Annotated in this window: 30 protein-coding genes and 1 tRNA gene; 18 read left to right on the top strand and 13 right to left on the bottom strand. The window is 59.4% G+C overall.

Annotated features, from left to right (window positions below; translation table 11 throughout):
- Window positions 1-104 precede the first annotated feature (104 nt).
- A complete protein-coding gene (locus ACSQ3F_RS20805) occupies window positions 105-371 on the top strand; it encodes a sel1 repeat family protein (protein WP_436101951.1) in 267 nt (88 codons plus the stop codon).
- Window positions 372-531: 160 nt separating this feature from the next.
- On the opposite strand, the gene ACSQ3F_RS20800 is transcribed toward ACSQ3F_RS20805, so the two are convergent.
- The 4 genes from ACSQ3F_RS20800 to ACSQ3F_RS20785 all read right to left on the bottom strand — a co-directional run bounded on the left by ACSQ3F_RS20800 (window position 532) and on the right by ACSQ3F_RS20785 (window position 3,205).
- Window positions 532-1,650 (bottom strand): pyridoxal phosphate-dependent aminotransferase, encoded by a 1,119-nt coding sequence (locus ACSQ3F_RS20800; protein WP_436101950.1) that lies wholly within the window; start codon window positions 1,648-1,650, stop codon window positions 532-534.
- Window positions 1,651-1,776: 126 nt separating this feature from the next.
- Window positions 1,777-2,145 (bottom strand): PilZ domain-containing protein, encoded by a 369-nt coding sequence (locus tag ACSQ3F_RS20795; protein WP_436101949.1) that lies wholly within the window; start codon window positions 2,143-2,145, stop codon window positions 1,777-1,779.
- Window positions 2,146-2,347: 202 nt separating this feature from the next.
- Window positions 2,348-2,764, bottom strand: a complete 417-nt coding sequence (locus ACSQ3F_RS20790) for a DUF2177 family protein (protein WP_436101948.1) — start codon at window positions 2,762-2,764, stop codon at window positions 2,348-2,350.
- An 84-nt stretch (window positions 2,765-2,848) separates the two neighbouring features.
- Window positions 2,849-3,205 carry a PilZ domain-containing protein gene (locus tag ACSQ3F_RS20785; RefSeq protein ID WP_436101947.1) on the bottom strand — a complete coding sequence of 119 codons (357 nt, stop codon included), beginning with the start codon at window positions 3,203-3,205 and terminating at the stop codon, window positions 2,849-2,851.
- Between the two features lie 334 nt (window positions 3,206-3,539).
- On the opposite strand from ACSQ3F_RS20785, the gene ACSQ3F_RS20780 reads away from it, so the two are divergent.
- A complete protein-coding gene (locus ACSQ3F_RS20780; protein WP_436101946.1) occupies window positions 3,540-5,765 on the top strand; it encodes a caspase family protein in 2,226 nt (741 codons plus the stop codon).
- An 84-nt stretch (window positions 5,766-5,849) separates the two neighbouring features.
- Here ACSQ3F_RS20780 and ACSQ3F_RS20775 read toward each other — a convergent pair whose 3' ends face one another.
- Entirely contained in the window at window positions 5,850-5,999 is a 150-nt protein-coding gene (locus ACSQ3F_RS20775; protein WP_436101945.1) for a hypothetical protein, read from the bottom strand.
- 327 nt (window positions 6,000-6,326) lie between these two features.
- On the opposite strand from ACSQ3F_RS20775, the gene ACSQ3F_RS20770 reads away from it, so the two are divergent.
- Window positions 6,327-6,416: transfer RNA gene (locus ACSQ3F_RS20770), tRNA-Ser, on the top strand.
- 337 nt (window positions 6,417-6,753) lie between these two features.
- Window positions 6,754-7,110, top strand: a complete 357-nt coding sequence (locus tag ACSQ3F_RS20765; protein ID WP_436101944.1) for a hypothetical protein — start codon at window positions 6,754-6,756, stop codon at window positions 7,108-7,110.
- Between the two features lie 231 nt (window positions 7,111-7,341).
- Here the strand turns inward: ACSQ3F_RS20765 and ACSQ3F_RS20760 are convergent, their stop codons facing one another.
- Entirely contained in the window at window positions 7,342-7,947 is a 606-nt protein-coding gene (locus ACSQ3F_RS20760; protein ID WP_436102132.1) for an IS630 family transposase, read from the bottom strand.
- Window positions 7,948-7,958: 11 nt separating this feature from the next.
- Entirely contained in the window at window positions 7,959-8,399 is a 441-nt protein-coding gene (locus ACSQ3F_RS20755) for a helix-turn-helix domain-containing protein (RefSeq protein ID WP_436100471.1), read from the bottom strand.
- A 38-nt stretch (window positions 8,400-8,437) separates the two neighbouring features.
- Here ACSQ3F_RS20755 and ACSQ3F_RS20750 point away from each other — a divergent pair, with 38 nt between their 5' ends.
- Window positions 8,438-8,962, top strand: coding sequence for a hypothetical protein (locus ACSQ3F_RS20750; RefSeq protein ID WP_436101943.1), 525 nt, complete (start codon window positions 8,438-8,440; stop codon window positions 8,960-8,962).
- 68 nt (window positions 8,963-9,030) lie between these two features.
- Here ACSQ3F_RS20750 and ACSQ3F_RS20745 read toward each other — a convergent pair whose 3' ends face one another.
- Entirely contained in the window at window positions 9,031-9,432 is a 402-nt protein-coding gene (locus ACSQ3F_RS20745; RefSeq protein WP_436101942.1) for a formyltransferase family protein, read from the bottom strand.
- A 514-nt stretch (window positions 9,433-9,946) separates the two neighbouring features.
- Between ACSQ3F_RS20745 and ACSQ3F_RS20740 the strand changes: the two genes are divergently transcribed.
- Complete coding sequence (locus tag ACSQ3F_RS20740) at window positions 9,947-10,936, top strand: porin (protein WP_436101941.1); 990 nt, start codon at window positions 9,947-9,949, stop codon at window positions 10,934-10,936.
- 102 nt (window positions 10,937-11,038) lie between these two features.
- Here ACSQ3F_RS20740 and ACSQ3F_RS20735 read toward each other — a convergent pair whose 3' ends face one another.
- Both ACSQ3F_RS20735 and ACSQ3F_RS20730 read right to left on the bottom strand, forming a co-directional pair.
- Entirely contained in the window at window positions 11,039-11,950 is a 912-nt protein-coding gene (locus ACSQ3F_RS20735) for an alpha/beta fold hydrolase (protein WP_436102206.1), read from the bottom strand.
- 91 nt (window positions 11,951-12,041) lie between these two features.
- Window positions 12,042-14,114 carry a transglycosylase SLT domain-containing protein gene (locus tag ACSQ3F_RS20730; protein WP_436101940.1) on the bottom strand — a complete coding sequence of 691 codons (2,073 nt, stop codon included), beginning with the start codon at window positions 14,112-14,114 and terminating at the stop codon, window positions 12,042-12,044.
- A 302-nt stretch (window positions 14,115-14,416) separates the two neighbouring features.
- Between ACSQ3F_RS20730 and dapA the strand changes: the two genes are divergently transcribed.
- Window positions 14,417-15,301 (top strand): 4-hydroxy-tetrahydrodipicolinate synthase, encoded by an 885-nt coding sequence (gene dapA, locus ACSQ3F_RS20725; protein WP_436101939.1) that lies wholly within the window; start codon window positions 14,417-14,419, stop codon window positions 15,299-15,301.
- Window positions 15,301-15,777: an SsrA-binding protein SmpB gene (smpB, locus tag ACSQ3F_RS20720; protein ID WP_436101938.1), complete on the top strand. Its 477-nt coding sequence runs from the start codon at window positions 15,301-15,303 to the stop codon at window positions 15,775-15,777. Before dapA ends, smpB begins: the two co-directional genes overlap by 1 nt.
- A 58-nt stretch (window positions 15,778-15,835) precedes the next feature.
- On the opposite strand, the gene ACSQ3F_RS20715 is transcribed toward smpB, so the two are convergent.
- A complete protein-coding gene (locus tag ACSQ3F_RS20715; RefSeq protein WP_436101937.1) occupies window positions 15,836-16,414 on the bottom strand; it encodes an NYN domain-containing protein in 579 nt (192 codons plus the stop codon).
- A 617-nt stretch (window positions 16,415-17,031) separates the two neighbouring features.
- Here ACSQ3F_RS20715 and rpoZ point away from each other — a divergent pair.
- From rpoZ to era, 10 genes are all read left to right on the top strand, one after another.
- Window positions 17,032-17,439, top strand: a complete 408-nt coding sequence (gene rpoZ, locus ACSQ3F_RS20710) for a DNA-directed RNA polymerase subunit omega (RefSeq protein ID WP_436101936.1) — start codon at window positions 17,032-17,034, stop codon at window positions 17,437-17,439.
- Between the two features lie 158 nt (window positions 17,440-17,597).
- Entirely contained in the window at window positions 17,598-19,820 is a 2,223-nt protein-coding gene (locus tag ACSQ3F_RS20705; protein WP_436101935.1) for a RelA/SpoT family protein, read from the top strand.
- Between the two features lie 116 nt (window positions 19,821-19,936).
- Window positions 19,937-20,524 carry a hypothetical protein gene (locus ACSQ3F_RS20700; protein ID WP_436101934.1) on the top strand — a complete coding sequence of 196 codons (588 nt, stop codon included), beginning with the start codon at window positions 19,937-19,939 and terminating at the stop codon, window positions 20,522-20,524.
- A 9-nt stretch (window positions 20,525-20,533) separates the two neighbouring features.
- Entirely contained in the window at window positions 20,534-20,992 is a 459-nt protein-coding gene (locus ACSQ3F_RS20695; RefSeq protein WP_436101933.1) for a DsrE family protein, read from the top strand.
- Between the two features lie 173 nt (window positions 20,993-21,165).
- Window positions 21,166-21,318, top strand: coding sequence for a DUF3563 domain-containing protein (locus ACSQ3F_RS20690; protein ID WP_083926077.1), 153 nt, complete (start codon window positions 21,166-21,168; stop codon window positions 21,316-21,318).
- Window positions 21,319-21,618: 300 nt separating this feature from the next.
- Entirely contained in the window at window positions 21,619-22,113 is a 495-nt protein-coding gene (locus tag ACSQ3F_RS20685; RefSeq protein WP_436102205.1) for a DUF2062 domain-containing protein, read from the top strand.
- 89 nt (window positions 22,114-22,202) lie between these two features.
- Window positions 22,203-22,610, top strand: a complete 408-nt coding sequence (gene acpS, locus ACSQ3F_RS20680; protein ID WP_436101932.1) for a holo-ACP synthase — start codon at window positions 22,203-22,205, stop codon at window positions 22,608-22,610.
- A gap of 186 nt (window positions 22,611-22,796) precedes the next feature.
- Window positions 22,797-23,540 (top strand): signal peptidase I, encoded by a 744-nt coding sequence (lepB, locus tag ACSQ3F_RS20675; RefSeq protein WP_436101931.1) that lies wholly within the window; start codon window positions 22,797-22,799, stop codon window positions 23,538-23,540.
- Window positions 23,537-24,253, top strand: coding sequence for a ribonuclease III (rnc, locus tag ACSQ3F_RS20670; RefSeq protein ID WP_436101930.1), 717 nt, complete (start codon window positions 23,537-23,539; stop codon window positions 24,251-24,253). The genes lepB and rnc overlap by 4 nt, the downstream gene beginning before the upstream one ends.
- Window positions 24,254-24,362: 109 nt before the next feature.
- Window positions 24,363-25,295, top strand: coding sequence for a GTPase Era (era, locus tag ACSQ3F_RS20665; protein ID WP_436101929.1), 933 nt, complete (start codon window positions 24,363-24,365; stop codon window positions 25,293-25,295).
- Window positions 25,296-25,331: 36 nt separating this feature from the next.
- Here era and arsH read toward each other — a convergent pair whose 3' ends face one another.
- Both arsH and arsC read right to left on the bottom strand, forming a co-directional pair.
- Entirely contained in the window at window positions 25,332-26,057 is a 726-nt protein-coding gene (gene arsH, locus ACSQ3F_RS20660) for an arsenical resistance protein ArsH (protein WP_436101928.1), read from the bottom strand.
- Entirely contained in the window at window positions 26,032-26,454 is a 423-nt protein-coding gene (gene arsC, locus ACSQ3F_RS20655; protein ID WP_436101927.1) for an arsenate reductase (glutaredoxin), read from the bottom strand. Before arsC ends, arsH begins: the two co-directional genes overlap by 26 nt.
- Window positions 26,455-26,521: the final 67 nt, after the last annotated feature.

Raw genomic sequence — 26,521 nt, 5'->3', positions numbered from 1 at the left:
TAAGGACAAAATTATGCAGCAGATCAAAGTTTTACAGCGACCTTTGCGCGTCTGAAAGACACGCGGCGCTGTAGTAACCAACCAGGCAAAAAGGGACATAGAAAATGGCACGCTTTGACATTCAGAATGCTTCGGATGCCACGATGGGTGGCGAAAACCGCGCGGACGTCTTCTGCGAAATGGGCTTGATGTATGCAACCGGACATGGTTGCGACATCGATGTCGTCGCCGCGCACAAGTGGCTCAATATCGCAGCGATCAAGGGCTCCGACCGTGCAGCGGCGCTGCGTGCGGATCTGGCGATGACCATGAGCAAGACCGATCTTGCCACGGCCCTGCGCGCCGCCCGCGAATGGATGACCATGCATTGAGATACGATCGCATCGCCGGCAGGCGCCGAGACCTCCGAAGATGGGGCGCGGCGTCTATTGCCTGCTACAGCGCCGCGCGTCTTTTCAGACGCGCAAAGGTCGCTGTAACACTTTGGAATGCTGCATAATTTTATCCTTAAATCGATTCCGATTTAAGGAATTATGCAGTAAGCGATTCAAGCACCTTCGGCAGCGCCTCTTCCAGAAGCGCCATATCCGCCTCCGGCCCGGTGCTGATGCGGATGCAGCGGTTGAGCGGCGCAACGCCCGGCATGCGGATGAACACGCCGTGATCTTCCATCAGCCGATCGACGATCGCGCGCGCAAAGACGTTGTCCTTGCCGCAGTCGATGGCCACGAAATTCGTTGCCGAGGGCAGCGGCTTCAGCCCGTTCTCGAGGGCGATTGCCGTGATCCTGTCGCGGGAAACGGCAATTTTTCCAAGCACTTCCGTCAGATATTCACTGTCGGCCAGCGCCGCGAGCGCCGCGGCGGTGCCGACCCTGTTCATGCCGAAATGGTTGCGGATCTTGTCGAAGGCCTGCGCGGTTCCCGACGTGCCGATGACATGGCCGACGCGCGCACCCGCCAGACCGTAGGCTTTGGAGAAGGTGCGGGTGCGGATAACGTTCGGCATGTCGATCAGCGATGCGATCGAGGGGATGGTGCCCGCGGGCGCGGTCTCGCCATAGGCTTCGTCGAGCACGAGCAGGCATGTCTCCGGAAGTGCCTTGGCAAAGGCGATGACGCTGTCGGCGTTCCACCAGCTTCCCATCGGATTGTCGGGATTGGCGAAGTAGACGAGCGGCGCGTCTTCCCGCTTGACCGCCGCCAGGAGACCGTGGAGATCCTCGCGGTCATCGACGTAAGGTACCGTGACCAGCCGGCCACCATGACCTGCGACGTGGAAGTTGAACGTCGGATAACCGCCGAGCGAGGTAACGACCGGCAGACCGGGCTCGATCACCATGCGGACGATCTGGCCAAGAAGGCCGTCGATGCCTTCGCCGATCGCGAGATTCTCCGGCGCCGTGCCGAGATGTCGGGCCAGCGCCTGCCTCAGCTCGAAATTTTCCGGATCGCTATATTTCCAGACCCCCGTCGCGGCCTCGCCGATGGCAGTGAGAACCGAGGGGGCAGGACCAAAGCCGCTTTCATTGGCGCCGATCCGCGCCTTGACCGGCCGGCCGCGCTGCCGCTCGATCGCTTCGGGACCGACAAAGGGAATGGTGGAGGGAAGGGAAGCGATGAGGGGCGTAAAGCGGGAAAATGCGGACATGCTGTCTATCGAGCCTGACGATGGATGAAACCGCAGCGGACACTAGCGATGTTTGATCGCCATGGAAACCGAATCCATTCGCGAAACGCACCTGTGTCCCGCCCTCGAGCGGCTGGGAAGAAGGTGTCAATGTTTTTTCGGCTCGTTCCCGGTGAAGAACTCGTAGCGGACGATCTCGTGCAGGAATTCCTCGTCGATCGGCTTGATGAAATGCACCTGGATACGATGGTCGCTGCGGAAAATTTCGGCGCAACCGATTCGCTTCTTGGTGCCGACGATGGTCAGATAATAGTGCTCCGGCAGGCCGATCGTCGTGTTGACGGTGAAGGCAGCGCCGCCGCGTGAAATTTCCAGCATCTTGCAGGTGCGGGTCGAAACGCCGCCAAGGGCCGGTCGCACGGCCATCAAGGTGCCGGCCTGGCCGATGGTGAAACGCTCGAAGCGCTCCTCGTAGAGCTTGGAACTGACCACGGAGTACATCGTCGAGTTCTGCATTATCACTCCCTCGGTAGCGATGGACGGCGGATCATCGGATCCAAAGCGCCTCGCCGTTCGCATCTCACCGCTGCTTGCCCTCCTCCTGACGGCAGCAAGCGATCCATTGAGAATTAGTCACGGATATTGCAATCCGTTGAAAACATTCCCTAAAAATTTAATGAGGGCTTAAATCGCCGGAAAACGCTTTGTTTTGGCGTGGCTATTCAAGCGCCGATCCGGCAAAATAGCGGCTGACGAGGAGGCCGCAGCTTGCCGAAAGGGCGGTCGCGAAGGTGCCCCAGGCCATGTCCACCAGACTGACCGTTAGCGGCCAGCCCTTCAGCGTCGCCAGATTGGTGATGTCGTAGGTGCCATAGGCGGCAAGGCCGAGAACCGCGCCGTAGCAGAGCGCCGTGGCGAGGGAACCGGACCTCACTCCCGGCATGACGGCGAGCAGCGTGATGGCCATCGCAAAGAAGATATAGAAGAGAGCCGCAACGGCAAAATTCGGGGAAGGCAGCATCAGCGCGCCCAACTGGTCGCGGTAGAACGTCCGCGCCACGAGCCCAAGCCAGATCGCATCGGCAATCATCAGGGAGAGAAAAGTTCCCGCATAGGCGAAAAGCACAGGTTTCATGAAGCCAATCCTCGTTTTTTCAGTAATATACGGCACAGGGAGGCGGCTGAATCGCTGACGGACCCGGACTGGCGCGGCACAGGGTCAGATGAGGCCACTGGTAAAGTCCATCCGGATCAGCCGGCTGATGAATTCGGGCGCCAACTGCATGTTGAAGCGCACGCCGAGCTCGGAATTGTGCCGGTGCACCTGTGAGCAGCCTATTTCTTCCCGGAACCCGTCTATCTCCAGGAAGAAATGTTTCGGCAAAAGGATATTGGCATTGAAGTCCAGCATGGCACCGCCGATGGAAATGTGACGCAGCAGGCACTGGTATTTCGTCTTCGTCTTCAGGTGCTGCCCGACGACAAGAATGCGGCAGGGGCGCTCGATATAATAATGCTTGTGGCTGGCGGTCGGTTGACCCGGCTTTGCCTCGGCGAGATGCATCACCATCGACATCGGAAACTCCGGAAAAGATGACGGCGCTGCGCCGCTTCTGCTGGATTTCTGCAACATTTGATGGAGGCTCGCTTCGAGTTTTATCGCGCTCCATATGACTATGATAGCAGTTTCCGCCGCCAGCCTTGTCCTGAGCTTGTGCCTTTCACGGCCCTGTCTTCTGGCTTGCTTAAAAAAGCGCAAAGGCGGACATTGAAACACGCTGGGCCATACGTAATACTTTCATGAAAAGCGCGCGGCGGAAAAACCCGCGCGGAAATTAGGGATCATGTTTGTGCGGTTTGCGGGGGGCGCGAAACGTCCCGGCCCGCTGCGCAAGCGCGGAGGGAAAATCATGTTCAAAGCCTGTTCTCGGCGCTGGGTGCCGATCTTCGTTCTGTCACTATCCGTTTTCGCGTTTCAGGCTGGCGCGGCCGAGGCGGCGAAACGGGTCGCCCTTCTGATCGGCAACGAAAAATACGAGGCGACATCGCAACTGAACAACCCGGCCAACGATGTCGAACTGATGAAAGCGTCCTTCGAGGACGCCGGTTTCGATGCTGTAACGACGGTGCACGATGTCGACCGCGCCTCGATGGTGCGGGCGCTGCGCGATTTCGAGGATGCGGCCACCGGCGCCGAGGTCGCGATCATCTATTATTCCGGCCATGGCATGGAGATGAATGGCCAGAATTTCCTTTTGCCTGTCGATGTCGCTTTGAAGAGCGACAAGGATGTGGAAGACGAGGCCGTTCCGCTCGATCGCGTGCAGCGTTCGCTGGAAGGCGCGACCCGGCTGAAGCTGGTCATTCTCGACGCCTGCCGCAACAATCCCTTCGAGCAGTCGATGACACGGTCGATCTCGACCCGCGCCGTCAGCCGCGGTCTCGCTCGCGTCGAGCCTGAATCGGCAGATCTCCTGGTTGCCTTCGCCTCGAAGGCCGGCACGGTCGCCATGGACGGCGAAGGCAAGAACAGCCCGTTTGCAACGGCGCTGTCCAAATATCTGACGGAGCCCGGCGTCGATGTGCGCATCGCGCTCGGCAAGGTTCGGGACGAGGTGGTGGCGGCGACAAACCGCAGCCAGGAACCCTTCGTCTACGGCTCGCTCGGCGGCGCGCAGATCTTCCTCAACATCAGGGAGGTCAACGTCAATGTCACCAACAACGGCAACAAAGAAGAAGTCTCGCCGAACAGCCAATCGGCCGCCGCCGCCGACTGGCAGAACATCCGCGATCTCGCCGACAAGGACCTGATCGAGGTCTTCCTTGCCAAGCACGGCTCTGACCCCGTCTACAAGATGCTGGCGGAAAAGAAGCTGAAACTTTTGACCGAAGCCGAGCAGACTTCGGCCGCCACGCCGGACGAAATCGCCTGGGACGCGCTGAAACAATCCACCGATGCCGCGGCGCTCACCCGTTTCATCGAGCGCTATCCGGACAGCAAGCACAAGGCGGAGGCGGAAACGCAGATCGCAGCCCTCGAACCGAAGAAGGGGCTGAACATCTCGCAGACCGGCAAGGACACGCAGGCATCGCGCGACTGCTACCTGCTGGCGGGCGAGCCGCAATCCATGCCGGGTTTCCTCGGCGTCAATTTCCTGAAGATCGATTCGGCCCGCGCGCTTACCGCCTGCGCCCAGGCCGTCAACGAAAACCCCGACGACATGATGCTCGTCAACATGCTCGGCCGCGCCCATGACGCCGGCCGCAACTATGTCGAGGCGCGGCGCAACTACCAGAAGGCGGCAGACGGCGGCAATATGTACGGGCTGACGAACCTCGCCTGGTTCTCGATCTACGGCACCGATGGTCCCGTCGATATCGACAAGGGCAGGCAGATGTTCGAGCAGGCGGCCAATGCCGGCAATTCCTATGCCCAGGCATCGCTCGGCTGGCTCTATCGCGAAGGTTATGGTGGCGTGCCGCAGGATTATGCCGAGGCGCTGAAATGGTACCAGCTCTCGGCCAATCAGGGTTATGCCAATGCCATGGCAACGCTCGGGTGGTTCTACCGTGAAGGAAATGGGGTCGCAAAAGACTTCAACCAGTCGCTTTCCTGGTACCAGAAGGCTGCCGAAGGCGGCGACGCCAATGCCATGTCCTCGCTCGGCTGGGCCTATCAGAACGGCCTCGGCACGACGCAGGATTATGCCGAAGCCAAGAAATGGTACGAAAAGGCCGCCAATGTCGGCGATTCCTATTCGATGGCGCTGCTCGGCTGGTTCTACGACGTCGGTAACGGCGTGTCGCAGGACTACGTGCAGGCCCGCAATTGGTATGAAATGGCAGCGAATGCCGGCAGCGCCTACGCCATGGGCAATCTGAGCCGCCTCTATGATTTCGGCCTCGGCACGAAGGCAGACCCGAGGGAAGCGGCCCGCTGGGCAGCGGCCAGCGTCGAGGGCGGCGATCCGGCGAAACTGCAGGAGATGAAGACCTCGCCGAATAACTTCACGCCGGCCTTCCGCAAGGAAATCCAGGCGCTGCTCAGGGAGCGCGGCTATTACAGCGGACCGCTTGACGGTGACTTTGGCGCAGCCACCCAGAATGCGATGGATCGGCTGGCGAAAAAAAGCTGACCGATATCAACTGGATTGAAAAACCAAGGCCGGGCCTGTGGCAGCAGACCCGGCCTTTGCGCGAGCTGACGAAGACGCGGCTGGCTAACGCTTGTTTTCCAGGGCTTTGAGTGCCATCTGGCCGGCGGCATGCGCCTGCAACTGGCTGGTAAACTGGCCGCTGGCAGGATAGACAACGGTGCCGCGCTTGATGACGAAAGCCCACCGCCCGTTGCGAAGCTTTTCGATCGTCACTTGAGTTTCCGGTTTGCTGTCGCTGTGCACGCTATGCTCCCAAGGCTGCTCTGCGGCGCCCGCAGCGGCGGGCGAGGGCGGATTCGAAAGCACAGGACTACCGCAAAACGCCCGTAGCCGGCAATCGGTGAATAGAGCGCAAAGGCTATCGGGGAGTTGCCCAGGAACGGCGCGGCAGACGAGCAAATCCGCCCGCATACAGGCTTGATCAGCTCTTGTCGGGGGCTGCACGCGCGCCGTCACGCAGGATGGAAAATTCAACTTTGTAGCGGGTAACCGCAAAAATCCCTTGCAATGAAGGGCTCCTGACTCTAGTCAGGCGCTAACGGAGAGGTGGCCGAGTGGTCGAAGGCGCTCCCCTGCTAAGGGAGTATACCCGGAAGGGTATCGAGGGTTCGAATCCCTTCTTCTCCGCCATTTTCCCGTTAAGCGGGTGTAGCCGGACGCGCCTTTCCGGAATTTTGACACGGCGAATCGGAATTTCGGTTTTTCTAGCACCCTGTCAAAAACCATCCTTCAGCGTTTACAGCCGTTATGGCAAAATCTCGAATACGCTTTGAAGCGTGTTTTAAGGGCTTTTAGGACCAGCTGTTGCAACAATTTTGGTCTGTCCGCACGTCTGCAAAGTGGAAGTGTCACTCTTTTGAGGCACGGCACGACGATCAGCGCCCGATCTGGTAGCTGGTCTGGGTTGCAAGCCAGATCGGGTGCGGGTTAAGTGGCGCCATCTTTAGCTTTGAGAGCCTGTCACTATATGACCCTGCCTGCCACGCGTAGCTCATGGAAGACACTTGACTGCCCCGTCGAACGAGAACACTTCGAGCTTCCGCTAGTTCTTGACGATGCCGAGGGCGAAAAGCTGCTACTCGGCCACATACCCATAGATATGGACGACAAATGGTTCATCTTTTTTGAGAAGAGCTGGCTTTATTTTCATCGGAGTTGGAGCGGAGACTGTATCTTCGGCGTCAAGTTTGACGGATCACCAATGGGCGTGCGTGCAGTAGACGCCTGGGCGAGCCGCGACCGTGAACGCTACAGATCGATCGGTGTCGAGCAGGAGAAACAGTTGATCGTCGATCTCATCCGCTCTCGGTTGTTAGGTCGGTAGACGCAGGTTCACTGGATGCTGATCACCGGCATGAACATGCTGCTGGCGAAGCGCTTGCGGTGCAAGGCCTGCCACAAAAAAGGAGAAAGCGCCTTCGCCGTGGCCAAGGCGCTCAGGTAGGCGGTTGACTAGAATTCCAGGTTAGTGAAACTCCTCCCAAAGGAGGAATTGTTTATGACGATGGCCTATTGGAATTACTTCATATCGCTAGAGAAAGATTTCATCCGAACGCTAAGCAGAGATTCCTGGATTGGCCAACGGACGGATGTTCCGCTCGATGTTTAGGGCGGCGACGGCGGCGTGGATGGCGCGATCGAGGGTCTGCGTGCCGCCGAAGGTCTGGTGGGCGAGATGATGGGCCTTGAGATCATGCCAGACGACCTCGATGTCGTTGAGCTCTGGTGCGTATTTCGGCAGCCACTCGACGGTGAGCCAATGCTTGCGGGCCTCGATCGCGGCCAGAGAGAGCTTGCTGAGGTGGATCGGCCCGTTGTCCTCGACCAGTACGACCGGCGTCGTCGCTCGTCCCGGTTTGGGGGCGTACAGGCGATCAAGCTGCTCGAGGTGAGCGAGGAAGTCGCTGCTGCGCTTGGTCGGGCTCGTATGCACAATGAGCTGGCGGGTGAGGTGGTCGAGCGAGCCGATCATCGCAACTTTCTGGGCTTGGCCTGGCGCCGGCACCCGCAGATCGGCACCACGCTTGGCCCATGCCCGCGCCAGATAGGGATGCGTCAGGGCCTCGCTCTCGTCGCCATAAAGCAGGACGATGTCGCCAGCCTCGGCTTGAGCCTTGCGCAACTGGAGGCGCAATCCCACGCGCTCGATCTGCTCGGCGATCTGGCGGCCTTTCAGCGTGTGTCGAGGTCGCCGCCAGCGGAAGTTTTTTTTCGCAGCGCCTTGGACAGTTGCGACCGGCCGATCTTGATGCCCTCGCGCGCCTCGATCTCAACCATGAGGCGCGCGATTGTCCAGTTGGGCCGGTCGGCAACGGGAGCATCGAGCAGAGGAGTGACGACGCGAAGCGCCGCCTCGGTCTTGACCGGTGCCGGACCCGGCGCGACGGTCGCCTGCAACGCCTCGACGCCGCCGCGGGCGAAATCACTGCGCCAGAGGCGAACCGTATCCTCGCGCACGCCGAAGGCTTCCGCAATGCGCGGGCTGGTCCAGCCTGATAGCGTCAACAACAGCGCCCGTGCCCGATCCGCCTCGCCGCGGTCGCGTGAACGGGCCAACATGCGCAGTGCCTCACGCTGCTCCGCACCGGCCATCACCGGAGATTTACCTGCCATGCCATACCCCACAAATCACCGCCAAGATGGAATCACACTTGCTATCCGTTGGTCAAGCTGATGGAATCTGCTTAGACTACGTGGAGCTGCATGAAGCAAACGCAAATTCTTTCGGTGACAATTTCGCAAAGCTTCTGCTTGCAGTGGGAAGTGAGATCGACGTCATCGCGAAAGCAATTTGCGCGGATGTGGCGCCGAATGAACGCGCATCAAACATCTTACACTATCGCGATATCCTAAAAGCTAGTTTCAACGGAATACACAACGCCTCGATCGACATTATGCGGACGGGCGACCCGTTGACGCCGTGGGACAGTTGGGGCCAAGCCGACGCTAGAAGTCCTAACTGGTGGCGGGCTTACAACGACGTGAAGCACGATCGCGTCGTTAATTTCGATCAAGCAACCCAGCGTAACGCCCTCAACGCTCTAGGAGGCCTGCTGGTCCTAAATATGTACTACTACCGAACGGTCGCTCATCCAGAGCCCTATCCTCAACTACTCCACTCGGGCTTTCCCGATCACCTCGTTTTGGGCTCTCGCAAACGCATGCCTGGGATTTAATGCTGATCTGGGCTGATGGGTCACGCAATCCTACAAGGCCTTCAAGGGTCAATTAAAGGTCGTTCGAATCACCGGGCCTCCCGGCCGAGCTTCTCCTGGTCGTCGGCCGGAATGAAACCGTAAGCGGAGAGATGGCCGGCCGCTTTGACCAGCAACTCCGCGCCTATCGGCGCAAGCGCGCGTCGCCAGAGATCTCCGGCGTTCTCACCCCGATGGACGAAGCACCAATCTTGAAAGGCAATAGGCCCTTCGTCGACTTCGTCGGTGAGATGGTAGACCGAGCCGCCGGCAACGCGATCACCGGCCGCGATGGTCAATTCGACGGCGTTTCGTCCCCGGTGCAAGGGCAGACCATAGCAGAGATTCGGAGGGCGAGATGCCGAGGCAGCCGACGGGACGGCTGCGACCTCGACGAACGTAATCGTGACAATGCCGAGCGGCTTTGGTGAGCGCGCCTCTATTCCGGCCATGGCGCTGTTCAAAGTGCGGGCCGGATTCGATCGCGAACGTGTCGTGGTGTGATTCTGCGAATCTCTTCGTTTCTCGTTCAGATGCGCATCGTGATTCCATTCTCCGATGCGTGGGATTGTGGTTGGAAGGAGCCGCCACGCGGCTTCACCCAGGTTGCGAATCTGCCCTTGCGCTCCCGTTTTGCCCCATTTTTGCCTCGTTATGACACGGACAGGCCGTTAGCGGGATCGGCTAAGCTCCGATGAATAAAGGGTTTTCTTAACGTCTTGTTAAGAACTTCCGGCCGCTTGGGGCGATTTTGTGTCGTTTCAGCAACAGCGCATGGGGAAGGGCGTATCAAACTGCATGAACTCGCAAGTTGGTGATTGCGCAGACGGTCCGGTCTTGTATTTTCAACTCCGGAAGCAAGGGCGGTTGATCGTCCGACTTCTTAAATGTTGGGGATGGGGCAGGGAACGCTGTCCTTCAGCAAAATACCCAGACCCGTTTGAAACTTTTGACTGGAGGTCAGAAATGAACATCAAGAGCCTTCTTCTCGGCTCCGCTGCAGCTCTCGCAGCAGTATCCGGCGCCCAGGCAGCTGACGCTATCGTAGCTGCTGAGCCGGAGCCCATGGAATACGTTCGCGTTTGCGACGCTTTCGGCACTGGCTACTTCTACATCCCGGGCACGGAAACCTGCCTGAAGATCGGCGGCTACGTCCGTACGCAGATCAACTACGATGAAAACTGGACCGAAGCCGGCGCTGACTGGGATGCCCGTACACGTGGTTACCTGACGTTTTCCGCCAAGAACGACACCGAATTTGGTGCGCTTTCCAGCTACATCAACCTTGAAGCTGACAGCGACGCCGACACCTTCCTCGACGGTGCGTGGATCAACATCGCAGGCTTCGACGTCGGTTACTTCTACAACTGGTGGGACGATTTCGGTCTCAGCGGCGAAACCGACGTAGCAGCCGGTAACCTGTCGAACTCGATTCGTTACACCTATGATGGTGGCTCGTTCCAGGTCGGCGCTTCGGTTGAAGAGCTCTCTGGCGACGGCACGAACGACGACGTCGGCGTATCCGGCCTCATCCGCGGTACCGTTGGTGGTGTTGACGCTCTGCTCATCGCTTCCTACGACTTCGACGCAGAAGAAACCGCTCTCAAGGCTCGCCTGACCGCCGAAGTTGGCCCGGGCACGTTCGGCCTGATGGGTATCTATGCGACCGACCCGAACTTCTACTGGGACGTGTCTGAATGGTCGGTTGCTGCCGAGTACAAGATCCAGGCAACTGAAAAGTTCTTCATCACCCCGGCTGCTCAGTACTTCGGCGATTACGGTATCGCTGCTGACGGCTCCTTCGACAGCGATGTTGACGCTTGGAAGGTCGGCGTAACGGCTGGTTACCAGATCACGGAAGGCCTGCGTACGCTCGCTACCGTCAACTACCTCGATGTTGACGGCGACGAAGACGGCACCTGGACCGGTTTCCTCCGCCTGCAGCGCGACTTCTAATCTGATCTGACTTCGGTCAGTGATGGAAAGCCCGGCCGAAAGGCCGGGCTTTTTCCGTTGTGGTGCTTCTCTTGTGCCGGTTGTTGACGGCAGCGATGCTCCCTATGAAATCCCGTTGATGAAGCCCAGGATTTCGGCGAGCAAATCCGGGCGGTGCAAGAGTGGTGCGTGACCCTGACCTGCAGCGGCCACCGATCTCATGCGTGGATGCCGCTTAGCCATCTCGGCGAATGTCGCCGGCGAGAGGATCGCGGAGTTTTCTCCCCGGATCGTCATCAAAGGCAGCGGTTTCAATCCTTCGTAAAGCGTCCAGAGATCTGCCATCGGGGTATCCTCGCTGATGCTTCTCAGCGGCTCGATCAGGGCAGGATCGAAATCCGCGACGATCATGCCGTCCTTTTCCTTGAAGATCGCTTCTGCCATGTCATCCCAGTCCGCCTGATCAAGGGCCGGGAATGAAGCGCCGTGCACGCGCTTTAGACTTTCGACTGCCGCGTCCCAGGAGTTAAGGACCGTTTGCGCCTCCAGATATTGGCGGATCAGCAGCAGACCGCTGGTCTCGATAAGCGGTCCAATGTCGTTGAGAATGACGCCACGCAACAGGGTCGGGCGCATGGCGGCAAGCAGGTGGAGGATCAGGCCGCCACGTGATGTCCCGATGAAAATTGCCTGCTCAACATCGAGTGCGGCGCATGCCGTGAGCACATCCTCTGCCTCGACCGGAAGCTGATAGTGGCTCTTGTCCGGGTCCCAGGCGGAAAAGCCCCGGCCGCGATAGTCGAGTGCGACGACGCGGTGCGGTTTCTCCGGGTGGGTGGAGAGTTGCTCCGCCAGAAGGTGAAAGTCGCGGCTGTTACGGCTGAGGCCGGCCAGGCAAACGATAGGTAGCGTCCCCTTCGTCTGTGGGTTGTCATGGCCGTAGTCACGGGCATAAAGCAACAATCCGTCGCCTGCCGAGAAATAGCGTTCCGCAAAATTGGTCTTGATCGCGCGCGTCACGGGTTCTCCCTTCATTTCAGGTTGGAGAACCATAACGAATCGTGGCGTCGCGTGAAGGGCGGTCGGCCCTGAACTTCACGCAATCCGTGACCTGTGCCGAATGGTTTTAACGCCCCATGCGCAGGTCATGAACGATATCGGCCGTCTGCCCGAGCCGAGACTTGTAGACCTGATAGTTCTCCATCACCCGCTGCACATAGTTGCGGGTCTCGGCAAAGGGAATGCGTTCGATCCAATCAACGACATCGTCGATCGATTTGCCGCGCGGATCGCCAAAGCGGCCGATCCATTCGGGCACGCGGCGGGGGCCGGCATTGTAGGCGATGAAGGTGAGAATGTAGGAGCCGCCGAAATCGTCGATCTGTTCGCCGAGATACTGCGCGCCGAGCGTCGCATTGTAGGCAGTATCGGTCGTCAGCCGCTCCTTGGAATAGGCAAGGCCGAGGCGCCCGGCGACGCCTTTCGCCGTACCGGGAAGAATCTGCAACAGCCCACGCGCATTGGCCGGGGAAATGGCCGTAGGATTGAAGGCGCTTTCCTGCCGCGCGATCGCATAGGCAAGTGCCTTTCCGGATCCGCTGATGTTCGCGGTTGCCGGAATGACGCCGATCGGGAAGGCGAGAGCGGCGACATCGATGCCGCGACCAAAGGCGAGCTTGCCGACCTGCAGTGACAGTTGATGGCCCCCGGCCTTTTCTGCGCGGGCGCAGAGGATTGCAAGTTCTCCCGGGCTTGTCAGTTCTTCGGCCAGCGTCCGGTAGAGGCTGTCAGCGCGCCAGCCGTGTCCGGCCGCCTCGAGACGGGCGATGGCGCGAACCGCCTCGCGGCTCTCGAACCGCGAACGATCATCGGCGTTCGGCGACGGATAGGTGACATTCAATGATTTCCGGCCAAGGCGGGCAGCGGCAAGTTGGCCATAAAAGGTGCCCGGCAGGGTCGCTGCCTTGGCATAATAGTCGTCCGCATTGCCGGGCGCACCCGCCTCGACGGCGCGGCCCAGCCAGTACCAGGCACGTGAAACCGAGATCGGCCTGTTGGACGCCTGCAGGATACGCTGGAAATGCCGGGCCGCGGTTGCCGCATCCTCAAGCCCGCGCAGCGCATACCAGCCGGCATGAAATTCGGCATCGACGATATCCGCCGGATCGGTTGCGACGTGGTTCGCCGCGATCCGGTAGGCGGCCTTGAACTTGCCCTGATCGAGCAGTCCCCGGCTGATGATCCTCTGCTCTACCCACCATTCTGCGGCGTTGACGAGGGCATCCTTGTCTTTCGGCAGACCGGCGAGCAGCTTCGCCGCTGCCTCGTATTTTTCCTGCTTGCGCAAATATTCGACGCGGATGAACAGGTAGGCCGGTTCCTTGGCCCATGAAGGATCGACGGCCGCGATGAGCGCTGCCGCATTCCTGGCTTTTTTCGCAACGGCTACCCAGGCGCGATAGAGAGACTGGGCCTTGCCGAGATCGCTGAAGCGGGCAGCCTGATCCTGGCGGTCGCGATAGAGCAGCATTTCCATTCGCCGTTTGTGATCGGCAGTCGTCAGCAGGCTTGGAAATTCTACGAGAATCTTGGTTTCGGTCGCCTTGTCGAGAGCGTCTTTCGACCAGAGACCACGCAGCAGTTTCGCAGCGGCGGTCTTGTCTCCATTCGCCTGCAAAGCGCGGGCGAGGATAATGGTGCCATCGGCGGTTTCCGGCCGCGTCGTACCAAAGGCTGAGAGCACGTCGGATGAGGGCGGATTCTCGCGGTAAAGGGCGCGTTCGGAATTGGCGCGCAGCGCGCCAAGCCCCGGCCAGCCCTTCAATTCCTGCTGAGCCTCTGCAATTTCAAAGGAGGGAACGCCTTTCTGGCCGGAAACGGCGATCGCCCAGGTGAGAATGTGGCGATCGAGCGTGCCCTTGGCCATGGCGTCGCGGGCCGCGATGGCGCGCCCGGCGTCCTTGTTGGAAAGAGCGTCGAGCCCTGCCTTGAGGTTTGAATTGACCGGCACGGCAGCGCTCGCCGAGACGATCGAGCCGGTGACGTCCTGAGAAGGTGATCGGTTGGTTTTCGCGAGGGCCTGGGGTTGGAAGCCCGGCAGCGGGTTCTGGTTTTCCTGCGCATATGCGGCGATGGCCGAGAACGCGATCACGGATGCGCCGAGCATCGCAATCATCCGGCGAGACTTGTGTCCACGCATCAAGAACCCCACGCTTCCCCGTGTCAGTCTCTTATTTGGCGATGCAATTGCTAACGAAAGATTACTCGCTTCCATTCAATCCCATAAATATCGGCGCTTCCAACCCAGCGGGTGGTTGCGCCCTGAAATGCATAAAAACGCCGCTGATGCCGGGGAAATAGACGGGAACCGGCGATCAATGGCGCGATAGAGTGCTTGCCGCAGGCACCTCACATGATTATGGTGCGCCAGTTTTCTAACCATGAAATGCGGCCAAAGCGTGGGTTGGTTTCAAGCTTCCCGGGCGCCGTCAGGAGTCGTGCATGTTCAAGGGATCCATTCCCGCTCTCGTCACCCCGTTCACCGCTTCCGGAGCAGTCGATACGGATAGTTTTGCCGCGCATGTCGAATGGCAGATCAGCGAAGGCAGCCACGGCTTGGTGCCGGTCGGCACCACCGGTGAATCGCCGACCCTGTCGCATGCCGAGCACAAACGCGTGGTTGAACTGTGCATCGAGACCGCGGCAAGGCGCGTGCCGGTGATCGCAGGTGCGGGATCCAACAACACGACGGAGGCTGTCGAACTGGCGCAGCACGCCGAAAAGGCCGGTGCTGATGCCGTTCTCGTGGTGACCCCCTACTACAACAAGCCGACCCAGAAGGGCCTTTTCGCGCATTATGCTGCGATCGCCGAGAGCGTGAAGCTGCCGATCGTCATCTACAATATTCCCGGCCGTTCGGTGGTGGATATGAGCGTCGAGACGATGGCAGCCCTTCACAGGGCCTATCCGTCGATCATGGGCGTCAAGGATGCGACCGGCAAGATCGAGCGCGTTTCCGAGCAGCGCATGGCCTGCGGTTCCGGGTTCGTCCAGCTTTCGGGCGAGGACGCAACGGCGCTTGGCTTCAACGCCCATGGCGGCGTTGGCTGTATTTCCGTGACCGCCAACGTGGCGCCGCGTCTTTGCGCCGAATTCCAGGAGGCGACGCTTGCGGGCGATTATGCCAAGGCGCTGGAGTATCAGGATAAACTGATGCCGCTGCACAAGGCGATCTTCATGGAGCCCGGTCTCTGCGGCGCCAAATATGCGCTGAACCGGCTGCGGCGGATGAGCCGCACCGTCCGTTCGCCTCTGCTGTCGACGCTCGAGCCGTCGACGGAAGCGGCGATCGATGCAGCGCTTCGCCATGCGGGGCTGATGAGCTGATGGCACCCAAAGGCAGCCAGCGCGTAGTCAAGAGAATTGTCGCGGAGAACCGGAAGGCCCGCTTCAATTACGAGATCGTCGACACCTACGAGGCCGGTCTGGTTCTGACCGGCACCGAGGTCAAGTCGTTGCGCGAGGGCAAAGCCAATATCGCCGAATCCTACGCTACCGATGAGGGCGGTGAGATGTGGCTGATCAATTCCTATCTGCCGGAATATCTGCAGGCAAACCGCTTCAATCATGAGCCGCGCCGCCGCCGCAAGCTGCTTTTGTCGAAACGGGAGGCCAACCGGCTTCAGAGCGCGATCAATCGCGAGGGCATGACGCTCATTCCGCTCAAGATCTATTTTAACGATCAGGGCAGGGCGAAACTCGAGCTGGCGCTCGGCAAAGGCAAAAAGCTGCACGACAAGCGTGAGACTGAGAAGGAACGCGACTGGAACCGGCAGAAGAGCAGGCTCCTCAAGGATCACTGATCCTCATAATCACCCATATGAAAAGGACCAGCCGTAACCGGCCGGTCCTTTTTCAGTTTCACTCGCTGACGTCGTCGCTGACCGGTTCGACAGTGCGGGTTGGGCGCTCGGAGGGGTCGCGGCCGACTTCGGCTTTCAGGCTGACCAGTTCGATGAAATGATCGGCCTGGCGGCGCAGGTCGTCCGCGATCATCGGCGGCTGCGTCGACATGGTCGAGACCACCGAGACTTTGCGTCCCTTGCGCTGCAGCGCTTCCACCAGTGTCGTGAAGTCTCCGTCTCCGGAGAAGATCACAAGGTGGTCGACCGTTTCGGACTGTTCCATCGCGTCGATGGCCAGTTCTATGTCCATATTACCCTTGATTTTCCGCCGGCCGAGCGAATCGGTGAATTCCTTCGCGGGCTTTGTCACAACCTTGTAACCGTTGTAGTCTAGCCAGTCGATCAGCGGGCGGATGGACGAGTATTCCTGGTCTTCGATCAGCGCCGTATAATAGTAGGCGCGAAGAAGATAGCCGCGCTTCTGGAAAGCCTTGAGCAGCTTGCGATAATCTATGTCGAAACCAAGGCTTTTCGAAGCCGCGTAGAGGTTGGCGCCGTCGATAAACAAGGCGATTTTTTCGCGGGGGTCGAACATCGTTTTATCCTTTTTGTTGTCTCAATGTTTTTTGATTTTCAACCTGGCCGCGGGCGAGTGGGCACCAGTGGCGGAATAATCCGCTTACATTAAGATTTCTTCATATGCTAGCCATCTAAAAGATTTCTTCATATGTCAGCCATCTAAGCCGCAATTTGCTTTAATCTAAGAAAATTCCGGTTGGAATAGCTATTTTTCGCACTTTTTTGCTAAGAATGAGAAATTTGTGGCTTTATTTGGGATTCTTTTTGCCGACATCGTGTCGAGCATCCTGTTCAAGCCGATATCCTCCCTCCCAGAGTGACCGTAAGCTTTAGTGGCATTCAATCATCATTTATGAGGATGTCAAAGCCTATCGATTGGCCGTGATCGCGTCGCTTTGACATGGCAATCTCGCCGCCGCTGCCATTGCGCGGATATCTTTTGCTGAAATGCAGGAAAAACTTGAATTTGTCCGCTTTTGATAGTATCGGGCAGGTTAATTCCTGAAATCGGAGCCACGCATACCGTCAGGCCGACGGCTGGCCGGGCTCCGATGTTGTTAATCAGCGCAAGCGACGGATCATTTCAGGGTATCCGCGATTGAAGCTGCGCTCTTGAGACCCAAAGGACAGGCAATGGCCCGCGTCACTGTTGAAGATTGCATCGACAAAGTCGATAACCGTTTCGAACTCGTCCTTCTGGCAAGCCACCGCGCCCGCCTGATCTCGCAGGGTGCTGCGATCACCATCGACCGCGACAACGACAAGAATCCGGTCGTTGCTCTGCGCGAGATTGCAGATGAAACGCTGTCTCCCGGCGATCTGAAGGAAGACCTCATCCACTCGCTGCAGAAGCATGTCGAAGTGGACGAACCCGAACCAGATCCGTCGTCGATGATCAGCGGCGATGCCGCTACGACATTCGCTGAAACGGCTGAGGACGACGATCAGCCGGAGCCGATCACCTTTGACCGCATGTCGGAAGAAGAGCTGCTGGCCGGTATCGAAGGCCTGGTTCCGCCGGAAAAAAGCGACGACTATTGAGCCAATACTGCATCCGGCTTGTCGCCGGATGCGACGCTCTGACGCAATGCCGCGTTTTCTTTCAGAAATCGCGTAACGCTGGTATTTGCAAAGCAGTGCGCCACTCCTATGATTGGCGCACTTTTTCTTTTCCGGATATCTCCTGGAGCCGCTAGCGGATGATGCGCCAATACGAGCTCGTTGAGCGCGTTCAAAAATACAAGCCCGATGTAAACGAAGCGCTGCTGAACAAGGCCTATGTTTACGCCATGCAGAAACATGGCCAGCAGAAGCGGGCGAGCGGCGCCCCCTATATTTCCCACCCCCTCGAAGTCGCTGCGATCCTCACCGAGATGCATCTCGATGAATCGACCATCGCGGTCGCGCTGCTACACGACACGATCGAGGATACGACGGCGACGCGCGCCGAGATCGACGAACTGTTCGGAGAGGACATCGGCGCTCTGGTGGAAGGCCTGACCAAGATCAAGAAGCTCGATCTGGTGACGAAGAAGGCCAAGCAGGCGGAAAACCTGCGCAAGCTGCTTCTGGCGATCTCCGACGACGTGCGTGTGCTTCTCGTCAAGCTTGCCGACCGGCTGCACAACATGCGCACCCTCGACCACATGTCGGCGGAAAAGCGTGCCCGGATTTCCGAAGAGACGATGGATATCTATGCGCCACTTGCCGGCCGCATGGGGATGCAGGACATGCGCGAGGAACTCGAGAACCTCTCGTTCCGCCATATCAATCCCGAAGCCTTCGAGACGGTCACCCGCCGCCTGGACGAATTGTCGACACGCAACGAAGGGCTGATCAAGAAGATCGAGGACGAACTGGGCGAGCTCATTCTGGCAAGGGGGCTGGTGGGCGCCGTCGTCAAGGGCCGGCAGAAGAAACCCTATTCGGTCTTCAAGAAGATGCAGTCGAAGTCGCTCTCCTTCGAGCAACTGTCCGACGTCTGGGGCTTTCGCATCGTCGTTGCCGACATCCCGGACTGTTATCGCGCGCTTGGTATCGTCCATACGCGCTGGCGCGTCGTGCCCGGCCGGTTCAAGGACTATATCTCGACGCCAAAGCAGAACGACTATCAGTCGATTCACACAACGATCGTCGGACCATCCCGCCAGCGTATCGAACTGCAGATCCGCACGCGGCACATGCATGAGATCGCCGAATACGGTATTGCCGCTCATACGCTCTACAAGGACAGTGTCGAGCCCGCCAGCGACGTCAAGCTGTCGCCGAAATCCAACGCCTATTCGTGGCTCCGCCGGACGATCGAATCCCTGGCGGAAGGCGACAATCCGGAAGAATTTCTGGAGCATACGAAGCTCGAACTCTTCCAGGATCAGGTCTTCTGCTTCACCCCGAAGGGCCAGTTGATCGCCTTGCCGCGTGGCGCGACGCCGATCGATTTCGCCTATGCCGTCCACACCAATATCGGCGACACCTGCGTCGGCGCAAAGATCAATGGCCGCATCATGCCGCTTGTCACGCGGCTGAACAACGGTGACGAAGTCGAGATCGTCCGCTCCGGTATCCAGGTGCCGCCGCCGGCCTGGGAAGAAATCGTCGTCACCGGCAAGGCGCGCGCCGCTATCCGGCGCGCCACCCGGGCTGCCGTGCGCAAGCAATATTCCGGTCTTGGCTACCGCATTCTCGAGCGCACGTTCGAGCGGGCGGGCAAGTCGTTTACCCGCGAAGCGATGAAGCCGGTTCTGCATCGTCTCGGTCAGAAGGATATCGAGGATGCGATCGCGGCGGTCGGCCGCGGCGAGCTGTCGTCCCTCGACGTGCTGCGCGCCGTCTTCCCCGATCATCAGGACGAGCGCGTCACGGTGAAGCCACAGGACGAAGGCTGGTTCAATATGCGCAGCGCCGCCGGCATGGTGTTCAAGCTGCCAAACCGGCCGAAGGACATGTTCGACATGCTTGAGGGGGAGGGGCCGGAAGCTCTGCCCATTCGCGGGCTGTCGGGCAATGCCGAAGTCCATTTCAGCGCCTCGGGCGCCGTGCCTGGCGATCGCATTGTCGGCATCATGGAAAAGGACAAGGGCATCACGATCTATCCGATCCAGTCGCCCAGCCTGCAGAAGTTCGACGATGAGTCCGAGCGCTGGATCGATGTGCGCTGGGACCTCGACGAAGCGAACAACACCCGCTTCATGGCCCGCATACAGATCAACGCGTTGAATGAGCCCGGCACGCTTGCTGAAATCGCCCAGGCGATCGCCACCAGCGACATCAACATCCGCACCCTGTCGATGGGCCAGGTGGCCACCGATTTCAGCGAGTTCCAGCTTGATCTGGAGGTGTGGGATCTGCGTCAGCTCAATCACCTGATCACGCAAATCCGCGAACTGCCCAGCGTTTCCACGGTCAAGCGCGTCTTCGAGTGATGGCGCGTTTGCGGCATCAGCGAATAAGGAAAGCCGTTCCTGCGTGCTTCTGAATGACCGGTTGTCCCACGCGGTGCTTCGTGGGAACATGCCATTCTTCTCGGACGGAGGATGCGATGCGTGCACTGCTGCGAGCACTGGCTTTCGGATTTGTCCTGGGACTGCCTGCGGATTTTTCGGCGGCGGCGGATGCCAATCTTCAATTGTTCGGACGGGATATCGGCAAGGAAAAGGCCTATGCCTGCTACGCCCGGACATACACCAAGGCGCATCTCGCCAATCATCCCGATCAGAACGTCCGCGACATGATGGTTTTCGTCGATAGCTACGAGGACGAGGGTGGCGCCGGTCGTCAGTATATTTTGGGAATGTCGGTCAATTTCCGCCAGTTGAAAAGGCCCTACAGCACCTATGGCGGATGTTCTGCCGGCACGGATGGAAAGCAGGCCCTGAACTGCGGCATCGAATGCGACGGCGGCACCATCGGCGTCCGCATCAAGGACAAAAATTCGATCCTTCTCGATATTCCCGACGGCGCGCGGGTCAGCGACGAAGAGGGCGGGGACGAACCGAGTGACTTGCCCGAAGGCGCCAAGTTCGGATCGGACGACAAGATTTTCCGTCTCGACCGCACCGCACTTTCGACCTGCCTGCCACTTGCATCGGATGAGGAAACCAAGGCCGCCCTGCTGGCGGCGCATTGAGGTGGTGTCATGTCGATCAAACGCCGGACTGTCTTCACGCGCGCCCTGATCGCGCCGCTCGCCGCGCTCTTTGCAGGACGCGCCGCGTCTGCCGCGACGGCTTTGCCCGATGCCGGCAGGCAAAAGGTCGTCTATCACCTTGCCGATACCGAGAAGGTGATGTTTGTGCTTGGGAATATCCGCAACCATATAGATGGCATGGGCGGGCCGCAGGCGGTGGATATCGTGCTTGTCGTGCATGGCCCCGCATTGGCACTTTTCCGCAAGCCGAAAGCCAATCCCAAAATGGCCACGCAGGTGGCCCAGATGAGCGCGGAAGGTGTGCGTATGGCCGCCTGCGGCAATACGATGGCGGCGCAAAAGCTGGAGATCGCCGATCTGCTACCCGGTTTTGTCCGCGCCGACGAGGGCGGCGTCGTTCGCATCGCGAAGCTTCAGACCGAAGGCTACGTCTACATTCGGCCATGATCGGCGGCATTTCCGCATAGCCGGACGGCAATTGCCCTGCAAATGTGCACTTTATGGAGCGGAAAGATGCATGCCATGCATCATGCGCATGGCTGCCGCCTCTTTGTAGCTCTGGTGAATAAGCGCTGCCTCAACTATCTTCAGCGTCGGGAGGTAAACGAAAGAGGTTTACCATGTTTAAGCAACTGAAGAAAATCACCGGCGCCCTGCGCGTACCGTCCGTCGAAGAACGTGAAATGAACTATCTCAACGGTTCGCTCGACCGGATCGACCTGGAATACCGTCAGCGTCAGGTTGACCGCGGCCTGTTCCGCAACTCCTTCTAAGTCATGCTGCCGTCCGGCTGCCTGTTTCGGCAGGCTGCCGGGACCTATGCAAATCGCGCATGCCTGATCGTTCCCCTGCGCATGAGGTGCAGGTTCCGCTAACGTGCCGGGCATGATGGCCCGATATGCGGCATATTTGCGCTTGGCGGTGCCGGAATACTGATTTTCCCGTACCTGCCATTGAACAGCCATATCCGCATCGTCTATCAGGGCAGCATGTTGTTCAGACGCAAGAAGCCCGCAACCTTGTCGGGAAGGCTCCGTGAGTTTCTGTGGCCGCGAAAGGGCTTTTCTCGCGGTGTGCGGTATTTGTCGATGCGCGTCCTGCGGCTATCGTCGTCTCCGCATTCCATCGCCGTCGGCGTTGCCGCCGGGGCTGCGTCTTCTGCAACGCCGCTTATCGGCTTTCACATCCTCATCGCCCTTGCTCTTGCCTACCTGCTGTCGGGCAATCTGATTGCAGCCGGCATAACAACCGCGCTCGCCAATCCGCTGACCATCCCGGTCATTCTCGTCGCGACCTACGAGGTTGGCGTGGTGATCCTTGGGACAGGCGGCAGCGGTGCTCTGACGGGGGAAAACATCCTCCATATGCTGAGCCATCTCGAACTGGCGCATTTATGGGAGCCTTTGCTCAAGCCGATGCTGATCGGCTCGGTGCCGGTTGCGGCCGCAAGTGCCGCTGTTTTCTATGTCGTGGCCTTGTATGCCGCCAAACTGTTCCAGTCCCGCCGCCAGGTCCAGCGCTCCGGCAAGGTGCAGCCCCGCACGGCGGGATCGGCGAATGGTCCTTGATCTCACGAATTTTTAACTTGGCAGGCGGCTGTCTGTTTGCTCTTGTCCAGTGAGGCCCGCCTCAACTCTCATAAGGTATTTTCGTTTCGATGATTATCGGCATCGGCAGTGACTTGATCGACATCAGGCGTATTGAAAGCTCGCTTGAACGCTTCGGCGAGCGGTTCAGCCAGCGCTGTTTCACCGAAATTGAGATCCGGAAATCCGAAGGCCGGAAAAACCGCGCCGAATCCTATGCCAAGCGGTTTGCAGCGAAGGAAGCCTGTTCCAAGGCGCTTGGGACGGGCTTGGCGCAAGGCGTGTTCTGGAAGGACATGGGCGTCGTCAACCTGCCGGGCGGCAAGCCGACGATGCAACTGACCGGCGGGGCTGCCGAAAGACTTGCGGCAATGCTGCCGACCGGCCACCGCGGTGTCATTCATCTCACCATCACCGACGACTTCCCCCTGGCGCTGGCCTTCGTGATAATCGAAGCTCTGCCCGTTGCCCCGGATTAAGGAAGCGTTTAGAGCATGTCCGAATGAAGCGGACCGGAAAACGGGTGTGGTTCATTTGAAAAAGCGACGCCGGGCACGATATGCATCAGGCCGTCATTTCAGATGTCCGGCAGGATACAAACCGCAGGCAATATCTTCGCTCGACGCGACAGCAGGTCGAGCGCTCATAGATCAAGGAACGACGGCGTGGCAGAAAAAATAGAAAAGAAGCAAAGTGGCCTTTGGGAAAACGTCAAGGTCATTATCCAGGCGCTTCTCTTGGCAGTGGTGATCCGCACCGTCTTCTTCCAGCCCTTTACGATCCCCTCCGGTTCGATGATGCCGACGCTGCTGGTCGGCGACTACATCTTCGTCAACAAGTTCGCCTACGGCTACTCCAAATATTCCCTGCCGTTTTCGCCGGATCTGTTCAGCGGCCGTATTTTCGCCAGTGGGCCGAAGCGCGGCGATGTCGTGGTGTTCCGTTTCCCGCCGAACCCGGACATCGACTACATCAAGCGCCTGATCGGTCTTCCGGGTGACAGGATCCAGGTCCGCGATAGCGTTCTCTACGTCAACGACAAGCCCGTTCCGCGCGTGCCGGATGGCGCGTTCCGCGCCGACGACCAGTATGACACGGGCGCTGAAGTTCCGGTCTATCGCGAGACGCTGGACAACGGCGTCACGTTCGACACGCTCGATCAGTTTCCGGATTCGCGCGGCGACAACACACGCGAGTTCATCGTTCCGGAAGGCCATTATTTCATGATGGGCGACAACCGCGACAACTCGGCCGATAGCCGTTTCGATGTCGGTTTCGTACCCGCGCAGAACCTCATCGGCCGTGCCAGCATGATCTTCTTCTCGCTCGGCAACGACACGTCGTTCCGCGAAGTGTGGAAATGGCCGACGAACCTGCGATACGACCGCCTTTTCAAGAGCGTCGAATGAGTAAGGGCCGTTCGCTGAACACGGAGGACCGGGAGCGCCTTGAAGCTGCGATCGGCTACAGCTTCCTTCAGAAGGAACGGCTCGACCGGGCGCTGACCCATGCCAGCGCCCGCAATGCCAAGGGCTCGAACTACGAGCGCCTGGAGTTCCTCGGTGACCGTGTGCTCGGGCTCTGCGTTGCCGAGCTTCTGTTCCAGACCTTCAAGGAAGCGGACGAAGGCGAGCTTTCGGTTCGCCTGAACCAGTTGGTCAGCGCCGAAAGCTGCGCACTCGTCGCTGACGCGCTGTCGCTGCACCTGTTCATCCGCACCGGCGCCGACGTGAAGAAGCTCACCGGAAAACACATGCTGAATGTGCGGGCCGATGTGGTAGAGTCGCTGATCGCCGCGATCTATCTCGATGGCGGGCTTGAGGCGGCGCGGGGATTCATACAGCGCCACTGGTCGGCGCGGGCAAGCCGGGTCGATGGCGCGCGTCGCGATGCCAAGACGGAACTGCAGGAATGGGCACATGCCAAGTTCGGCGTGACGCCGAGCTACCGCATCGACGACCGGTCCGGGCCGGATCACGATCCGCGCTTCACGGTGACGGTGGATATCCCGGGCATTGCACCAGCAACCGGCGTCGACCGCTCCAAGCGCGCCGCCGAACAGGTGGCCGCCACGAAGATCCTGGAGCGGGAAGGCGTCTGGAAGGCAGCGACGACGGCCTGATCTGTCCGGAGGCAAAAAACCTCCTGAAAGATCAGGCAATCTTTTGATAGACCATGCGATCCTGCGCGCCGTTGCGGCGCCCGGCGCACAATCGGAAATTACGGACAATATGAGCGAAGACACTGTAGAAACCACGCCGCCCCAAGGCGTTGCCACCCGTTCCGGTTTCGTGGCGCTGATCGGCGCCACCAATGCCGGAAAGTCCACCCTGGTCAACCGGCTGGTCGGCGCCAAGGTGTCGATCGTCAGCCACAAGGTGCAGACAACCCGCGCCATCGTCCGTGGCATCGCCGTCCACAAACAAGCCCAGATCGTCTTCATGGACACGCCCGGCATCTTCAAGCCGCGCCGTCGCCTCGATCGCGCCATGGTGACGACCGCCTGGGGCGGCGCCAAGGATGCCGACGCGATCATGATGCTGATCGACAGCGAGCGCGGGCTGAAGGGCGATGCAGAGACCATTCTCGAAGGTCTGAAGGAAGTCGAACAGCCGAAGATGCTGGTCCTCAACAAGATCGACCAGGTTTCGCGCGAAGACCTCTTGAAGCTCGCAACCGCGGCCAACGAATATGTCGATTTCGAGCGCACCTTCATGATTTCGGCGCTCAACGGCTCCGGTTGCGACGATGTGCTCGACTATCTCGCCATGAAATTGCCGGAAGGCCCCTGGTATTATCCCGAGGACCAGATTTCCGACCTGCCGATGCGTCAGCTCGCCGCGGAAATTACCCGCGAAAAGCTGTTCCTGCGCCTGCATCAGGAACTTCCCTATTCGTCGCATGTCGAGACTGAGAAATGGGAAGAGCGCAAGGACGGCTCGGTGCGCATCGAGCAGGTGATCTATGTCGAGCGCGACAGCCAGAAGAAGATCGCGCTCGGCAAGAACGGCGAGGCGATCAAGGCGATCTCCATGGCCTCGCGCAAGGAACTCTCCGAAATCCTCGAACAGCCGGTCCACCTGTTCCTGTTCGTCAAGGTCCGCGAAAACTGGGGCGACGACCCGGAACGCTTCCGCGAAATGGGCCTGGAGTTTCCGAAGTAAAACAAAGGCGCTGGCAACGGCGCCTTTTTTCATGGCTCATATTCTCTTCAATCCGACGCGTTGCTCCAGTTTCTCCGCGTCTTCCTTGCGTTCGCTATAGCGGTCGGTGAGATAGCCTGAGATGTCGCGCGTCAGCAGCGTGAATTTCACCAATTCCTCCGTCACGTCGACCACGCGATCATAATAGGAGGACGGTTTCATCCGGCCGTTCGCATCGAATTCCTGAAAGGCCTTGGCGACGGACGATTGGTTGGGGATGGTGATCATCCGCATCCAGCGTCCAAGGATCCGCATCTGGTTGAGGGCATTGAAGCTCTGCGAGCCGCCGGAGACCTGCATGACGGCAAGCGTGCGGCCCTGCGTCGGGCGGATCGAGCCGACCGAGAGCGGAATCCAGTCGATTTGCGCCTTCATGATGCCGCTCATGGCGCCGTGTCGCTCCGGGCTCACCCAGACCTGCCCCTCCGACCATTGCGACAAGTCCCGCAACTCCCGCACCTTCGGATGGCTGGCCGGAGCCGCGTCGGGCAGCGGCATGCCTTCGGGATTGAAGAAACGAACCTCGGCACCAAAATGTTCGAGCAGGCGACCGGCCTCTTCGGCAAGGAGGCGGCTGTAGGACACGGTGCGAAGCGAGCCGTAGAGAATGAGAATGCGCGGCGGATGGGCAGAGAATGGCATGCGCAGCGCCTCGCGGTCAGGCAGGCGCACGTGCTGTCGATGGGCTGCGGGCAGATCAGACAAGCCGCTTGCCCTCTGCATCGAGCACCTGTTCGCCGTCTTCCTTGGCGAAGGGGCCTTTGTGCGTCTGCGGCAGAATATCGAGAACGACCTCGGACGGCCGGCAGAGCCGCGTACCCATCGGCGTGACGACGAAAGGCCGGTTGATCAGGATCGGATGCGCCAGCATCGCGTCAAGCAGCCGGTCGTCGCTCAGTGCCGGATCGGCAAGGCCGAGTTCGTCGAAGGGGGTGCCCTTCTCGCGGATCGCCTCTCGGACACTGAGGCCGGAATCCGCGATCATCGCTTTCAGCACGTCCCGGCTTGGCGGGTTGTAGAGATACTCGATCACAGTGGGTTCGATCCCGGCATTGCGGATCATTGCCAGGGTGTTGCGGGACGTGCCGCAATCGGGGTTGTGATAGATGGTGACGGTCATGATCGGCCTCGATGCGGGTGTCTAGAGCATGATGCCGAAAAGTGTAAGCGGTTTTCGGACGACATCA

Origin of the sequence: Pararhizobium sp. LjRoot238, assembly GCF_964252955.1 — a bacterium.
In the GTDB taxonomy this organism is placed as follows: Bacteria; Pseudomonadota; Alphaproteobacteria; order Rhizobiales; family Rhizobiaceae; genus Pararhizobium.
Note: the sequence above shows the minus strand (reverse complement) of the source record. Positions and strands in the feature narration are given on the sequence as shown.

Coding starts and splice junctions, on each gene's coding strand:
- ACSQ3F_RS20800 (WP_436101950.1), bottom strand. CDS start 1,650: ATGTCCGCATTTTCCCGCTTTACGCCCCTCATCGCTTCCCTTCCCTCC.
- ACSQ3F_RS20780 (WP_436101946.1), top strand. CDS start 3,540: ATGTTCAAAGCCTGTTCTCGGCGCTGGGTGCCGATCTTCGTTCTGTCA.
- ACSQ3F_RS20790 (WP_436101948.1), bottom strand. CDS start 2,764: ATGAAACCTGTGCTTTTCGCCTATGCGGGAACTTTTCTCTCCCTGATG.
- ACSQ3F_RS20715 (WP_436101937.1), bottom strand. CDS start 16,414: ATGTTCGACCCCCGCGAAAAAATCGCCTTGTTTATCGACGGCGCCAAC.
- ACSQ3F_RS20755 (WP_436100471.1), bottom strand. CDS start 8,399: ATGGCAGGTAAATCTCCGGTGATGGCCGGTGCGGAGCAGCGTGAGGCA.
- ACSQ3F_RS20745 (WP_436101942.1), bottom strand. CDS start 9,432: ATGGCCGGAATAGAGGCGCGCTCACCAAAGCCGCTCGGCATTGTCACG.
- ACSQ3F_RS20690 (WP_083926077.1), top strand. CDS start 21,166: ATGTTTAAGCAACTGAAGAAAATCACCGGCGCCCTGCGCGTACCGTCC.
- ACSQ3F_RS20785 (WP_436101947.1), bottom strand. CDS start 3,205: ATGTCGATGGTGATGCATCTCGCCGAGGCAAAGCCGGGTCAACCGACC.
- ACSQ3F_RS20705 (WP_436101935.1), top strand. CDS start 17,598: ATGATGCGCCAATACGAGCTCGTTGAGCGCGTTCAAAAATACAAGCCC.
- era (WP_436101929.1), top strand. CDS start 24,363: ATGAGCGAAGACACTGTAGAAACCACGCCGCCCCAAGGCGTTGCCACC.
- dapA (WP_436101939.1), top strand. CDS start 14,417: ATGTTCAAGGGATCCATTCCCGCTCTCGTCACCCCGTTCACCGCTTCC.
- ACSQ3F_RS20805 (WP_436101951.1), top strand. CDS start 105: ATGGCACGCTTTGACATTCAGAATGCTTCGGATGCCACGATGGGTGGC.
- ACSQ3F_RS20730 (WP_436101940.1), bottom strand. CDS start 14,114: ATGCGTGGACACAAGTCTCGCCGGATGATTGCGATGCTCGGCGCATCC.
- ACSQ3F_RS20740 (WP_436101941.1), top strand. CDS start 9,947: ATGAACATCAAGAGCCTTCTTCTCGGCTCCGCTGCAGCTCTCGCAGCA.
- ACSQ3F_RS20700 (WP_436101934.1), top strand. CDS start 19,937: ATGCGTGCACTGCTGCGAGCACTGGCTTTCGGATTTGTCCTGGGACTG.
- ACSQ3F_RS20695 (WP_436101933.1), top strand. CDS start 20,534: ATGTCGATCAAACGCCGGACTGTCTTCACGCGCGCCCTGATCGCGCCG.
- rnc (WP_436101930.1), top strand. CDS start 23,537: ATGAGTAAGGGCCGTTCGCTGAACACGGAGGACCGGGAGCGCCTTGAA.
- arsH (WP_436101928.1), bottom strand. CDS start 26,057: ATGCAGAGGGCAAGCGGCTTGTCTGATCTGCCCGCAGCCCATCGACAG.
- ACSQ3F_RS20765 (WP_436101944.1), top strand. CDS start 6,754: ATGACCCTGCCTGCCACGCGTAGCTCATGGAAGACACTTGACTGCCCC.
- arsC (WP_436101927.1), bottom strand. CDS start 26,454: ATGACCGTCACCATCTATCACAACCCCGATTGCGGCACGTCCCGCAAC.
- rpoZ (WP_436101936.1), top strand. CDS start 17,032: ATGGCCCGCGTCACTGTTGAAGATTGCATCGACAAAGTCGATAACCGT.
- ACSQ3F_RS20735 (WP_436102206.1), bottom strand. CDS start 11,950: ATGAAGGGAGAACCCGTGACGCGCGCGATCAAGACCAATTTTGCGGAA.
- smpB (WP_436101938.1), top strand. CDS start 15,301: ATGGCACCCAAAGGCAGCCAGCGCGTAGTCAAGAGAATTGTCGCGGAG.
- ACSQ3F_RS20795 (WP_436101949.1), bottom strand. CDS start 2,145: ATGCAGAACTCGACGATGTACTCCGTGGTCAGTTCCAAGCTCTACGAG.
- acpS (WP_436101932.1), top strand. CDS start 22,203: ATGATTATCGGCATCGGCAGTGACTTGATCGACATCAGGCGTATTGAA.